The sequence below is a fragment of the Enterobacter genomosp. O genome (genome assembly GCF_001022965.1).
In the GTDB taxonomy this organism is placed as follows: Bacteria; Pseudomonadota; Gammaproteobacteria; order Enterobacterales; family Enterobacteriaceae; genus Enterobacter; species Enterobacter cloacae_L.
This window is the reverse complement of record NZ_LECZ01000022.1, coordinates 222,910-235,774: the sequence shown is the minus strand read 5'-3', so window position 1 is coordinate 235,774 and position 12,865 is coordinate 222,910. Positions and strand designations below refer to the sequence as shown.

10 protein-coding genes, 3 tRNA genes and 3 pseudogenes are annotated in these 12,865 nt (G+C 51.8%); 8 read left to right on the top strand and 8 right to left on the bottom strand.

All coding sequences use genetic code 11. From position 1 onward, the window contains the following. Positions 1-136 precede the first annotated feature (136 nt). The 5 genes and pseudogenes from ABR39_RS04710 (at position 137) to ABR39_RS25845 (ending at position 1,860) form a co-directional block, all read left to right on the top strand. Positions 137-212, top strand: a tRNA-Gly gene (locus ABR39_RS04710). Between the two features lie 46 nt (positions 213-258). Next, positions 259-332 (top strand) — tRNA-Cys (locus ABR39_RS04705). An 11-nt stretch (positions 333-343) separates the two neighbouring features. Further along, positions 344-430: transfer RNA gene (locus tag ABR39_RS04700), tRNA-Leu, on the top strand. Between the two features lie 463 nt (positions 431-893). Beyond that, a pseudogene (locus ABR39_RS26335) lies at positions 894-1,555 on the top strand (phage terminase large subunit); the annotation flags it as partial. A 20-nt stretch (positions 1,556-1,575) separates the two neighbouring features. After that, complete coding sequence (locus ABR39_RS25845; RefSeq protein WP_131701701.1) at positions 1,576-1,860, top strand: hypothetical protein; 285 nt, start codon at positions 1,576-1,578, stop codon at positions 1,858-1,860. 465 nt (positions 1,861-2,325) lie between these two features. On the opposite strand, the gene ABR39_RS24680 is transcribed toward ABR39_RS25845, so the two are convergent. Further along, positions 2,326-3,480 carry an acyltransferase family protein gene (locus tag ABR39_RS24680; RefSeq protein ID WP_072059214.1) on the bottom strand — a complete coding sequence of 385 codons (1,155 nt, stop codon included), beginning with the start codon at positions 3,478-3,480 and terminating at the stop codon, positions 2,326-2,328. Between the two features lie 264 nt (positions 3,481-3,744). On the opposite strand from ABR39_RS24680, the pseudogene ABR39_RS24675 reads away from it, so the two are divergent. Beyond that, positions 3,745-3,922, top strand: a pseudogene (locus ABR39_RS24675) (phage holin). 30 nt (positions 3,923-3,952) lie between these two features. Then, positions 3,953-4,364, top strand: a pseudogene (locus ABR39_RS26175) (glycoside hydrolase family protein); the annotation flags it as partial. A gap of 347 nt (positions 4,365-4,711) precedes the next feature. Here ABR39_RS26175 and ABR39_RS04680 read toward each other — a convergent pair. The 5 genes from ABR39_RS04680 to ABR39_RS04660 form a co-directional block, all read right to left on the bottom strand. After that, complete coding sequence (locus ABR39_RS04680) at positions 4,712-5,428, bottom strand: ABC transporter ATP-binding protein (RefSeq protein ID WP_047345971.1); 717 nt, start codon at positions 5,426-5,428, stop codon at positions 4,712-4,714. Continuing rightward, positions 5,425-6,300, bottom strand: a complete 876-nt coding sequence (locus ABR39_RS04675; protein WP_047345970.1) for an ABC transporter ATP-binding protein — start codon at positions 6,298-6,300, stop codon at positions 5,425-5,427. The genes ABR39_RS04680 and ABR39_RS04675 overlap by 4 nt, the downstream gene beginning before the upstream one ends. Then, complete coding sequence (livM, locus tag ABR39_RS04670) at positions 6,297-7,571, bottom strand: high-affinity branched-chain amino acid ABC transporter permease LivM (protein ID WP_047345969.1); 1,275 nt, start codon at positions 7,569-7,571, stop codon at positions 6,297-6,299. The genes ABR39_RS04675 and livM overlap by 4 nt, the downstream gene beginning before the upstream one ends. Positions 7,572-7,582: 11 nt before the next feature. Continuing rightward, positions 7,583-8,497, bottom strand: coding sequence for an ABC transporter permease subunit (locus ABR39_RS04665; RefSeq protein WP_047345968.1), 915 nt, complete (start codon positions 8,495-8,497; stop codon positions 7,583-7,585). Between the two features lie 99 nt (positions 8,498-8,596). After that, positions 8,597-9,718, bottom strand: a complete 1,122-nt coding sequence (locus tag ABR39_RS04660; RefSeq protein WP_023312277.1) for a branched-chain amino acid ABC transporter substrate-binding protein — start codon at positions 9,716-9,718, stop codon at positions 8,597-8,599. Between the two features lie 425 nt (positions 9,719-10,143). Here ABR39_RS04660 and ABR39_RS04655 point away from each other — a divergent pair, with 425 nt between their 5' ends. Further along, entirely contained in the window at positions 10,144-10,812 is a 669-nt protein-coding gene (locus tag ABR39_RS04655; protein ID WP_047345967.1) for a YecA family protein, read from the top strand. A 33-nt stretch (positions 10,813-10,845) separates the two neighbouring features. Here the strand turns inward: ABR39_RS04655 and tyrP are convergent, their stop codons facing one another. Next, positions 10,846-12,057 (bottom strand): tyrosine transporter TyrP, encoded by a 1,212-nt coding sequence (gene tyrP, locus ABR39_RS04650; protein ID WP_047345966.1) that lies wholly within the window; start codon positions 12,055-12,057, stop codon positions 10,846-10,848. A 243-nt stretch (positions 12,058-12,300) separates the two neighbouring features. Beyond that, complete coding sequence (gene ftnA, locus ABR39_RS04645; RefSeq protein ID WP_047345965.1) at positions 12,301-12,798, bottom strand: non-heme ferritin; 498 nt, start codon at positions 12,796-12,798, stop codon at positions 12,301-12,303. Positions 12,799-12,865 lie beyond the last annotated feature (67 nt).

Sequence of the window (12,865 nt, the reverse complement as noted above, 5' to 3'; positions counted from 1 at the left end):
TTCAGCAAACGATCCGGGGATGCAAAAAATAACGTTGACTCATAACGTCATATCAGTAGAATGCAACGCATCGAACGGCGGCACAGTAAGCCGGACGATAATGAAATCAAGTGGTTAGAAGTTAACTTGATGACATGCGGGAATAGCTCAGTTGGTAGAGCACGACCTTGCCAAGGTCGGGGTCGCGAGTTCGAGTCTCGTTTCCCGCTCCAGATTAAAGACATGCGCAGTAGCGGGTGTCAGTTTGAAAGATTTAACGGCGCGTTAGCAAAGCGGTTATGTAGCGGATTGCAAATCCGTCTAGTCCGGTTCGACTCCGGAACGCGCCTCCACTTTCTTCCCTGGCCGGATGGTGGAATCGGTAGACACAAGGGATTTAAAATCCCTCGGCGTTCGCGCTGTGTGGGTTCAAGTCCCACTCCGGCTACCATGGGAAAACAAAGAATAATCAAAGCAATAAGCAGTGTCGTGAAACCACCGAAAGGTGGTTTTTTTGTGCCTCTTTTTCTCCATTCCAAAGATGCGTCTGAAGATTGTTTTCCCGCGACCGCATATCCAACCAGTTCTTCTAGAGACATGGCTGTCCTGGCCGAGCGTATCACCTTTGGTAGGGGGGCTGGACATGGCATACCAGCAACAGCCTGACGGTTCATCTGGATGGTAAGGGCGGATGGCGTTGTGCTCACCATGGCTATCGATCGTGCTCAGAATATTATTGCCTAAACTTGGCAGGTCGCTGACGGCGCATTTTAGTTGGTGGCAACCATCTCAACCGACACCAACGATGTGATTTACACCATCTTTCGTCGTGAGATACGCGCTTGGACAGTTCGTTATGACGAGGTGTTTACACCGATGCAGCTGTGATCGGAACAAGTAGCGCAGGTTCGGCTGAGTCGAATAGCCAGTATCAGCTGCAAAGTAAACCCGTAGGTGACGTTCGACTCGAGCCCGACCGCATTTGTGAAAATACAACACTCACCCACAAATTCGCTATGCAAACTGTACGGCCTCACTCTGGCTGAGTAACGCACAAATCGTCAGCGCTGTCGCCTGGTGAGATGTGGTCACAGGTAAAGTTAAGGCTGATGCTTAGGCGTACTCTCTGATGTTGACGGATAGGATTGGGATCTGTACTGGCAAATCTGCCTGGAGCTTACCAGAGAGTTGGCAGAGTTTGACAATAACGACAAAATCCCTGACGGCAAGGCAGCTCAGATAAAAGGGCTGGTGCTCAAACATCAGATCCCGGTTGTGATGTAGGTGAAGAATTCAGTATCGCTAACAAGCAGAAGCGTAACCTTGATGCGTTTGAAGCGCCGCTGTCGTCGCGGTTCCTGTGGGCGCATACCGACGTGCTCGACGGTCCTGTCTATGACCAGATGCGTGATTTTAATCCGGCACTGACCAACCCACCTGACGATGTTATCGGCTCCGGGGCGGAATAAGTCAGACCTCTATACGCATCTGGAAAGTGGCCCGGGTTCCGACCGGCCAGGCGCGCGAAGTTTGGCAGTTAAGTGACGGAGAACATCTGGACGACGCCGATTATTAATCTGCCAGAGGTTGCGTATCATGTCGGTACCCAATCAGACGCCATATATCATTTTTAACGCGTACAGTCTGACGACTTTTGTTCCCTTTGAGTTTTACATTATTAATTCTGGCGATATCACGGTATCGCTTAACAGCGAAGTAACCACAAGCGGTTATAGTGTCCGCGGTGTGGGTAATGTTGATGGCAACACCTTAGCTAACGGTACGGTGGTTACACCGTCACCAAAGAATTTAACCATCTTTGGATGGCTTTACAGCGCTCGTTTATCTATCTCGGTATGGCTTTGCATCGCCCGCTTTTAGACGGCCCATTTAGTACCGAGGGTACCGGATAGCTATAACTTGGCATTGCCGGTTGCGGTGTATCAGGCTAAAGAAATGCCTGCATCGAACAGCCCGGGCGATCCGATTGTTATGATTCTGCGCTTAAGTATTTATTGATGCCGCTTCAGCTTCTCCTGAATGTATACCCCAGGAGGAGAGGCGATCACCGCCGGTATAAGGATTAAAACTGATAAGGGACCATTTGGTGTTGTGTTGCTTTTGTGATGTCACACATCACTTATAATTTTATTGAAAAAACTACTGTTTCAACTGGCCACAAATTCGCTGAGCGCATAAGGACAAATTGCATCAGACGAGATGAAGAGGAATCGAAAGCCTAAACATGAAGCTTGGTTTTGCAAACCAACGTGACCACGACGGGACAAACGATGTTTTATAAGCGCTCCGTCATGATCACTAAATATGACAAACAAGCTGCTCCTTTTATAGCAGCACCTTCTTTTTAATGGAGTTCGAAAGTTTAACGCTAAAGTTGTCAACGTATTTTTGATACGGGATGGACATTAAATAAACGACCAGGATGGTAAATACAGATGATAGGAGTGCAGCCATAGAATATGAGATTCCATTTTCTCGCGCGGAATTAAACAAGAGTGGTGTCGTGATATGCATTATTGGTTGATGTAACACATATACTGAGAATGACAATGCTCCCATTTTTACCAAAACTTTGTGCGAGAAAAATATTGATATGCACTTGGTTCGCAGTACTGAGAATACAACCATGAACCCACCAATGTTGTTAAAAAGTGTATAATTATCAATGGTTTTATTGTTTAATGTGATGTTAACCATGGAGTTGATGTTTTTGTAAAAAAAACCGTTTGTATGGTAACCACAAAAAAATAGACCAGTAAGAAAAATGATCAATCCTATTCCGTTGTTTACTTTTATATCTAATTTATAAATTAGAACTCCGGAGAAAAATGCCGCGTAGTATATTTCATCGCCAGATTTAACGTTCATGAATAAAGGTATTAATAAAAAAATCATAATCAAAGATTTCTGAAATCTAATATAAGGAAGTATGCAGCATAAAAAGAAAACTGATAGTGAACCAAAAAATTCAATCTTCATTGTCCATAAAGACCAGTTATAGGGAGCACTTCCTGATAAAAAAGATGAAATAGTTCCATTGTATATAGCATCAAAAAATAATGGGTTTGATATATGATAGTTCTGTGCCCAGTCACCTAGTGCTGATTTATCGAAATTAAAATATTTTAATGAAAAATAAGCGACTATACACGAACCTAATGCTGGAGGCATCAATCTAAAATATCGCTTAATAGTCATTCCTACGGCACTTGTAACCGCATCACCTTTATTCAGTATGCAGAAACTAAGGATGAAACCACTTAGTACAAAAAATATACCAACTGCTGCCGCACCGGAATAAAGGAAAGCAAATGGTGAACTATGTAGCGCTATATCAATTGGTGTTCTGGCATTAGCTATATTTCCAGTATGCATGGTTGGGGCAAATGTAGAAGATAGATGGGACAGAAACACCATAAGGCATGCAAGACCCCGAATCCCTTCCACTGACCCTAGTTTTTGTTGAATCGAAATAGTCATGTTTACTCGGTGGTAATCAAATTGTTGGGTTTAAACACTAGCGCATCCGAGAAGCAATTATAAATTGATAACCATTTATCTGAATACGTAGTTTTAAGTAAATGCGAAGTTTATCACCTTGATTGAATCTGATCAGCACTTGATGTCGAAAGTCCACATCAGTGGGCTTTTTAATGTTAATCCGGCATATGGCCAGGATTTCGACCACCTCAATGCTTACCCTCACGTAAGTTACACATTTCCATCGGGTGTAAGGGGGTGAGGATGAACAACCTTTCAGATGTAGCGACTGGGCTGTCGTATGGCACTTCGCTTGGTGATTTTTTACTGACTGCTGCAACTTCTCGTTAAAGTGAGCCCGAGCCAATGGGCTGTGATTGGGGTTCTCGGCAGCCTTTTATCAGGCTTGTTGACCTACCTGATAAATCTGTATTTAAAATGAAAGATGGCTGTCGGAAAGAGGCTCGGGACAATGGCTATCAACAAAACTAAACTCGGTGCTGATGTTCTGGCTTTGGTCTTATCTGGCGCATCCACCCCGGTAATACTTGAGCAGTTCCTGAATGAGAAAAAGGGAAACAGCCTCACTGCGTACAAAGATGGCGGCGGGCTCTGGACAATTTTCCGCGGCATCAAGATGATTGATGGTAAACCTGTTGTGCAGGGCATGAAGATATGCGACCAGGTGAATGCAATAGAGCGTAATAAAACTTGGCGTGGGTTGACTGTAATATTAAGGTGCGCTGTCAGAACGACAGAAAGCGGGTATTGCATCATTCTGCCCGTACAACATCGGCCCCAGTCAGTGTTTCGCCTCGATCTTCTATAAGCGCATCAATGCTGGTGACCGCAAAGAGGCGTATGAGGCGATCCGCTGGTGGATACCCAGACGACAGAGTGTATGCGGGAACTCCGCACGAATATTTATCGCTGGCAAGCGTTGTACTGAGCAACGGAATAACGAATTTTTATTCATTATCCATTCCGAAAATGTTAAGAGAACTGGTTATAAGTACATGTATTTTATGTGGTTATTTTTATATATGCTTAGAGTAAATGTATATCCCATTGATTTTATTGCTTTAACAACCAGTTTAAAATCCCTCAGCGTTCGCGCTGTGTGGGTTCAAGTCCCACTCCGGCTACCATGGGAAAAAGCAGAATAATCAAAGCAATAAGCAGTGTCGTGAAACCACCGAAAGGTGGTTTTTTTGTGCCTGAAATCTGGCAATTACACCCCGCCCAAATAAGCCTTCCTGACCTCCTGATTGCCCAGCAATTCCTCACCGCTGCCGCTAAAACGGATCTGTCCATTAACCATCACGTACCCGCGGTCAGACAGCTTCAACGCGTGATGTGCATTCTGCTCTACCAGAAAAATGGTCATCCCGTTGCGGGCCAGCTCGCGCAGCGTCTGGAAGATTTGTTTCACCACTATCGGCGCCAGCCCGAGGCTCGGTTCATCCAGCAGCAGCAGCTTCGGACGGCTCATCAGCGCCCGGGCGATAGCCAGCATCTGCTGTTCACCGCCGGACATGGTCATTGCGCGCTGTTTACGCCGCTCTTTAAGGCGAGGGAAGAGGTCAAACATGGTTTGCATGTCGTCAGCGGCAAACTGGCTGCCAATGGGGATGGTGCCCATCAGCAGGTTCTCTTCAACGGTCATATCGGGAAAGATACGTCGTCCTTCAGGTGCCTGCGCAATGCCGCCGGAGGCGACGTAGTGGGTGGATTTATGGCTGATATCTTCACCACCGAAAAGGATCTGCCCGTTGCGGATACGGGGCTGGCCAAAGATGGACATCAGTAGCGTCGTTTTCCCGGCGCCGTTTGCGCCAATCAGCGCCACGGTTTCACCTTTATTGACCTCGAGAGAGACCTGTTTCAGCGCCTGAATGACGCCGTAGAACACATCCACTTCGCGAAATGCCAGCAGCGGTTCGCTCATAGGGTGACCTCGCTTTCATCAGTGCCCAGGTAGGCGGCAATCACCTTTTCATCATGCTGGATCTGCTCGGGTTTTCCTCTGGCAATCACATCGCCGTGGTCGAGCACGATAATGTCGTCTGAAATCTCCATCACCATCCCCATATCGTGTTCAATCAGTAACACCGTGATGTCATGGCGATCCCGCAGAAAACGAATAATGCTGCTCAGCTTGTGCGTTTCAACCGGGTTAAGCCCGGCGGCGGGTTCATCCAGGCAGATCATTTCCGGCCCGGTACACATTGCTCGCGCAATTTCCAGACGCCGCTGTTGGCCATACGACATCTCTCCCGCCAGGCGATTGGCGCACTCCACCAGATCCACCACTTCCAGCCAGTAGAAGGCCCGGTCCAGGGCATCGCTTTCCGCCCGACGGTATGCCGGCGTATTTAAGATCCCGGCGAGCAGATTGCGGTTTACGCGCATATGCTGCGCGACCAGCAGGTTTTCCACCACCGACATCTCTCGAAAAAGGCGGATATTTTGAAACGTGCGCGCCAGCCCTGCGCGGTTGACCAGGTGCGTTCCGCCAAACATTTTGTAGAAAAGACGCTGCCCGAGCTGCGCGGGACGAATCCAGTCGCCTGGCTGGAATTTTTGTCCGAGTACCTGAATGACGTTGGTCGTTTTATTGCGGGTATTAAATAAAATGTTGCCGCCCGAGGCTCGGTAGAAGCCCGTCAGGCAGTTAAACACGGTGGTTTTTCCCGCTCCGTTGGGGCCAATAAGGGCGGTAATTGACCCGCGCTGAACGTCGAGGTTGACGTCGTTTAGCGCTTTAATCCCGCCGAAGTGCATCATCAGGTGTTCAACGCGCAATATCGTTTCGTTCATGGCGCAACGCCCTTACGCACGGTGAACCCGCTGCGGTTAATGCGGATCAAACCGCGTGGACGCCAGATCATCATCACCACCATGAGCATGCCAAACAGCAGGACGCGGTACTCTGCAAAACTGCGCAGCAGTTCTGGCGTGACCGTGAGCACAAAGGCGGCCAGCACCACGCCCAGCGTCGAGCCCATACCGCCCAGCACGACGATGGCGAGGATCAGCGCGGATTCAAAAAACGTGAATGAGGTCGGGTTCACGAACCCCTGGTAGGTCGCGAAGAACACCCCGGCAATGCCCGCGGTTGACGCGCCCAGCGTAAACGCCGACAGCTTGACCAGAACATGATTCAGCCCCATTGAGCGACAGGCAATTTCGTCTTCACGCAGGGCTTCCCACGCTCGACCAATCGGCATTCGCGTCAGCCGGTGCTTGATATAGAGCACCAGCATCACCACCAGAAACAGCACCGCGTAGATAAAGATAAATTTCATGTTCGGGTTGTAGGTCAGGTGGAAGAACTCGTGGAAGGGCACCCCTCCTTCTTTTGCGCGCCGTCCAAATTCCAGACCGAAGAAGGTGGGGGGAGGGGCTGATACGCCGTTAGGCCCGCCGGTGAACGTCAGCCAGTTGTTCAGGATCAGGCGAATGATCTCCCCGAAGCCGAGGGTGACGATGGCCAGATAGTCACCGTGCATACGCAGCACCGGGAAGCCGAGCAGGGCACCGGCGGCGGCGGCCATGATCGCCGCCAGCGGGAGCATGCTCCAGAAGCCCAAGCCGAGATACTGGTACCCCAGAGCCAGGCCGTAAGCGCCAATCGCATAGAAAGCGACGTATCCCAGGTCCAGCAGACCGGCCAGACCCACGACGATGTTCAGCCCGAGACCCAGAAGGACGTAGATCAGCCCGAGAATGGCGACGGTCAGCACATATTTGGTGGCGACAAACGGGAAGCAAATCGCGAGGGTAATCACCAGAGGAATGATCCAGCGCATGCGGCTTTTGTATTCCGGTGGCCGGACATACACGCCTGCGCTGTCGGCTTCGAAGCGCGCCTGGAAACGGGCGCCGGCAGGGGTACCTAAAAAAGCGCTCAGCAGAAAACGCCCCAGCATCACAATGCCGACCATCCAGGCCAGGCGCTGCCCGGCGAAGTTAAAGCTGTACCCATCCAGCACCACGCCTGCAATGGGGCCGAAGATAATCAGCGCAATCAGCCCGGAGAAAATCGCGTCCAGAATGCAGCGTTTAAGCGAAAAAGCGTGCGATACCATGTCGTTCTCCCTCACACTTTGGCCACAATCGGGCGCCCAAGCAGCCCCTGGGGACGGAAAATCAGGATCATCACCAGCAGCCCAAACGAGAAGACATCCTTATAGTCCGAGTTCACCATGCCCGAGAACTGCGCTTCCGCCACGCCGAGGATAAGGCCGCCGAGCATCGCGCCGGGCAGAGAACCGATGCCGCCCAGTACCGCCGCCGTAAAGGCTTTTATGCCGATCACAAACCCGACGTAAAAATCAAAGGTGCCGTAATTCATGGTGATCAGCACGCCCGCCAGGCCGGCCATCGCCGCGCCGATGACAAAGACCAGCGAGATGATTCGGTCGGTGTTAATGCCCAGAATGGAGGCCATTTTTCGATCCTGCTGCACCGCGCGGCACATCCGCCCCAGCCGGGTATGGTTGATTATCCAGGTGAGCACCAGCATGCCGGCAAACGAGGCGAGCAGAATAAATACTTTGGTGTAGGTTATCTGAACGAACCCGTCGCCCAGATGCAGACGAATAACGCCGTCCAGCATGGTTGGCACCCCCTGCTGGCGCGGGCCCTGGCTCAGCTGCGCGTAGTTTTGCAGGATAAGCGACATCCCGATGGCGGAGATAAGCGGCGCCAGGCGCGTGGAGTTTCGCAGCGGCTTGTAGGCGATACGCTCGATGGTCCAGCCGTACACGCCGGTTACCACGATGGTGAACACCAGCGTCCCGAGGATCAGCAGCGGGAACGACTGCAGGCCGAAGAAGGAGAGCAGCGCCAGGCCAATGGCGCAGAGATAGGCGGAAATCATATACACTTCGCCGTGGGCGAAATTAATCATGCCGATAATGCCGTACACCATGGTGTAACCGATGGCGATCAGGCCGTAGACGGAGCCCAGCGTTAAGCCATTAATTAACTGTTGCAGGAAGAATGTACTCATCTTAGCGCGCTCGTTTTATAGGCCGCGCGAGCCGCGCAGCCTGATGTTTATTACGCGCCGGCAGGCAGGCCCGCCGACGTTGAGCGTGACTCCGTCCCGTTACTGCACTTCCTTATATTTTCCTTTGTCGTCCCACTGGTAAACCACATAGTCAGACACTTTCAGGTCGCCTTTGCTGTCCCAGGCTTTTTTGCCCATCACCGTGTCGACGGAGTTGGCTTTCAGCCACTCGCTGGCTTTGGCTGAGTCCTTGCCGCCGGTGGCCTTGAAGGCCGCAGCAATCGCCTGTACGGAAGCATAGGAGTAGAGGGTGTAACCTTCCGGCTCGAATTTACCGGCGCGGAATTTCTCGATAACCGCTTTACCGTCCGGGATCAGGCGCGGATCTTTACCGAAGGTCATGTAAATACCGTTGGTGTATTGCGGGCCGCCCGCCGCGGTGACCATCTCTTCGTTGACGATACAGTCGCCGGAGAAGAATTTCGCCTGTACACCCTGTTCACGCATCTGGCGAACCAGCGGGCCGGCTTCCGGGTGACACCCGCCGAAGAACACCACGTCCGGTTTTTGTGCGCCAATTTTGGTGACCAGCGCGTTGAAGTCTTTTTCACCGCGCGAGAGACCCTCGTACATCACATCCTGAACCCCGCGTTTCGCCAGCGCCGCTTTGGTGGCGTCAGCCAGACCTTGTCCATAGGTGTCTTTATCGTGAATGATGACCACGCGTTTGGCTTTCAGCTTGTCGATGATGAAGTCGCTGGCAACCTGGCCCTGCTGGTCATCGCGACCGCACATGCGGAACATGTCGCTCATGCCGCGTTCGGTAATCAGCGGGTTGGTCGAGCCGGGGGTGATGGCGATGATCCCCGCATCGCTGTAAACCTCGGAGGCGGGCATCGTGGAAGAGGAGCAGAAATGGCCGACCACGGCGTTGACTTTATCCTGGTCAACTAAACGGTTGGCGACGGCCACGGCCTGCTTAGGCTCGCAGGCGTCATCGCCCTGAACCAGTTTGATCTTCTCACCGTTAATGCCGCCGGCAGCGTTTATATCTTCAGCGGCCTGCGTTGCACCGTGCCAGTACTGATCGCCATAGGTGGCATTAGGACCCGTGAACGGACCGGCCACGCCAATCACAATATCGGCCCTGGCGGAAAACGCCGTCACCAGGCAGCCGGCCAACACGAGAGAAAGAGGAGTTCTGATAAATTTCAGCGACATTATTATGTTCCTTAGCAAAGAGGTTTTTGCACCACGGCGTAAACCCGAACGCCCGACGGCGCAGCCAATCCAAAACATGAACAAGAACAAAATGCACTAAACGAACAAGATACAGACGGCATCCTGCATATTACGGCGAGGTTTCCCTACGCAGCATCGCGCGAAGAACAGCAAGCAAAAACGTTGCCAGAATGGTTAACCCATTGACGGGCTTGTGACCTGTTTGAGTATAGAGCGCCGCGTTATGCCGCCCTGCGGGAGGAGAAGAAATTACAGCGGAGATCACATATCGTTAACAATAAAGCCCATAAGTTGTGCAAAGGTCACGGTTTGCACGTTTTTGCAGCAATAAAGACCTAAACTTCAGCCCGGAGAGGCGTGAGATATGTGTTAGGATCGTTTCCTTTTTATCAGGAGTGTCAGCGATGACTGAAGGCCCATTAAATGAAAGCGAAATGGCGTGGCTTGAAGAGACGTTAATGTCTTACGGTCATGATGATGCGTCGGTTATTGACGTGTCCGAGCTGGACGGCATGCTCACCGCAGTGCTTTCCGGCCCTGTTGTCGTTGAGCCAGATGCCTGGCTGGTGGCGGTATGGGGTGGCGAGAAATACATCCCGCGCTGGAAAAACGATCGTGAGATGAACCGTTTTATCGATCTCTGCTTTAAGCACATGAACGATATTGCCGAGCGCCTGAGCGAATATCCGGATCAGTTTGAACCGATGTTTGGGTACAACGACGTGGACGGTGAAAGCTATACCGTTGTGGAAGAGTGGTGCTACGGCTACATGCGCGGCGTGGCGCTGACGGACTGGTCAGCCTTGCCGGAAGAGCTGAAGGCCGATCTTGATGTGATTGCGCTGCACGGTACGGAAGAGAACAGCGAAAAGCTGGATGAACTGTCCGAAGAGGAGTATATCGCCAGCATCGAGAGCATCCAGCCTGCGGCACTGCGTTTATATCAATACTGGGTCAACAACCCGCAACAGCCGGAAGTGAAGAAGCCGACGGTGAACGGCACCAAGGTTGGGCGTAACGATCCGTGTCCTTGCGGCAGCGGTAAGAAGTTTAAGAGCTGCTGTTTGCACTGATAAAAAAAGGGGCTGATGATAGCCCCTTTTTATTTAACCCACTTCCGGCAGCATTCCCGCTGCAATCAACACCTGCACCAGAATAATCACTACTCCACAGGCAAATACAACGCACAGCAGCGGTTTTCCCCCCGCCACGCGGTATCCCTGCTGCGGATGCTGCTGGCGGCTCTTCCATGCCAGCAGGGAAGGGAGGAGCAGAGCAAGGACCGACAGCGCCACCCCTGCGTATCCCAGGGCCATTACAAACCCGCGCGGATAAAACAGCGCGAATGCCAGCGGCGGCAGGAAGGTGATTGCCCCGGTCTGTAAGCGTCCTGCGGCGGTATTGCGACGCTGGAACAGATCGGCCAGGTAATCGAACAGGCCAAGCGCCACGCCCAGGAACGAGGTCGCCAGCGCCAGGTCGGCAAACAGGTGTACCGCCAGCTCAACGTGCGGGGAGGTGACGACCTCGCGCAGTGCCAGCAGAAAACCGTTCAGGCCCGCGTGCTGTGCCATCAGCCCCATAAAGGTTGAAGAATCAATGCTGCCCAGCGTGACCAGTTGCCAGAAAATATAAGCGATCAGCGGGATCGCGCTGCCGATAACAAAGACGCGGCGCAGCTTGCGAATATCGCCGTTCATATAGCTGACGATGCTCGGCACGCTGCCGTGGAAGCCAAACGAGGTGAAGATGACCGGGATGGCGGAAAGCGCCAGCCCTTTTTCCAGCGGCAGCGTCAGCAGGTTTACCTTATGCACATGCGGCGCCAGCAGGACCAGCATGACAATCAGGAACAGAATTTTGGCGCTGAACAGAAAACGGTTAAACAGATCGACAAGCGATGTTCCCACGCAGACCACGCCGCCGCCGATGAGCGCAAAGAAGATAGCCCCCGTCGCAGGGGTAATATCAGAGCCGAACCAGTCATTAACGCTGGAGGCGATCAGTTCCCCGGCGCCGCTGATATAGGCAGCGGTCAGGGCATACATCAGGAACATCATGCTAAAGCCGGTTATCCACTGGCCGTAACGTCCCAGGTAGCGCGCCGCAAGTGAACCCAGGCCGGTGTCGGCGGGCACGTGCTGGTAAACCTCAAGCAGCAGCAGGGCGGTGTAACACATCAAGGCCCAGAGCGTACCCAGCAGCAGCAGGGTCATGCCAAATCCCACGCCTGCGGCCGCCAGGGGCATTGCCAGCATTCCTGCGCCAATTGTCGTTCCGGCGACGATAAAAATACTTCCCAGGGTTCTGTTTTTCACGCTTTCCTCTACAACGACGCTTAACCGCAACAAAATCTGCGGCGCAGAGTAAGGCAAAAGCGGTAATTCGTCAAACCACCGTTACAAGGGGTGTAATGCAAGGTTTACGCATTGCGCTGCCGCCAGTCCGACGTGGGGTGACGGTCAGGCGCGACGTAAAGAAGGCGTTCAGGGAAAAATGCGGGTTTTGATGCCGGGGAAAGATAAATTAACGCGGTGCCGGAAACCAGCACCGCATTGATATTAATTCTGCGTGTCGAGAGTGGAAAGTTCTTTATCAATAAAATAAAGACCTTCGCCTGATTTACCCACCAGAGATAATTTATCCAGAACGGATTTAAACAGCTTCTCTTCTTCGTGCTGTTCAGCGACGTACCACTGCAGGAAATTAAAGATTGGATAATCCTGGCTGGTCATAGCGGCATGAACCAGTTCGTTAATTTTCTGCGTGATCAGCTGCTCATGCTCGTAGGTGGCGCGAAACAGTTCATCGAGAGAATTATATTCAGCAAAAGGGGATGTCACGGTTTCAATGCGCGGCAGGCTGCCCGTATCTGTCAGATAATCAAACAGACGCTGCATGTGGGTCATCTCTTCCTGAGCGTGACGACGCAGAAACGCGGCTGCGCCTTCGAAGCTGTGGTAGCTGCACCAGGCGCTCATCTGCTGGTAGAGGAGAGACGAAAAAAGCTCAAGGTTCATTTGTGCGTTGAGCTTGTCGATCATTTCAGTTTTCAGCATGGTGGCGCTCCGGTTTATTATTTCTGGTTCACAATGAGCGACACTATAATTTGTTATTTAATTATTT

What these genes read in the sequence shown, in the direction of transcription:
- ABR39_RS25845 (WP_131701701.1), top strand. Translation starts at nt 1,576, where the DNA reads ATGTCGGTACCCAATCAGACGCCATATATCATTTTTAACGCGTACAGT.
- ABR39_RS24680 (WP_072059214.1), bottom strand. Translation starts at nt 3,480, where the DNA reads ATGACTATTTCGATTCAACAAAAACTAGGGTCAGTGGAAGGGATTCGG.
- ABR39_RS04680 (WP_047345971.1), bottom strand. Translation starts at nt 5,428, where the DNA reads ATGAGCGAACCGCTGCTGGCATTTCGCGAAGTGGATGTGTTCTACGGC.
- ABR39_RS04675 (WP_047345970.1), bottom strand. Translation starts at nt 6,300, where the DNA reads ATGAACGAAACGATATTGCGCGTTGAACACCTGATGATGCACTTCGGC.
- livM (WP_047345969.1), bottom strand. Translation starts at nt 7,571, where the DNA reads ATGGTATCGCACGCTTTTTCGCTTAAACGCTGCATTCTGGACGCGATT.
- ABR39_RS04665 (WP_047345968.1), bottom strand. Translation starts at nt 8,497, where the DNA reads ATGAGTACATTCTTCCTGCAACAGTTAATTAATGGCTTAACGCTGGGC.
- ABR39_RS04660 (WP_023312277.1), bottom strand. Translation starts at nt 9,718, where the DNA reads ATGTCGCTGAAATTTATCAGAACTCCTCTTTCTCTCGTGTTGGCCGGC.
- ABR39_RS04655 (WP_047345967.1), top strand. Translation starts at nt 10,144, where the DNA reads ATGACTGAAGGCCCATTAAATGAAAGCGAAATGGCGTGGCTTGAAGAG.
- ftnA (WP_047345965.1), bottom strand. Translation starts at nt 12,798, where the DNA reads ATGCTGAAAACTGAAATGATCGACAAGCTCAACGCACAAATGAACCTT.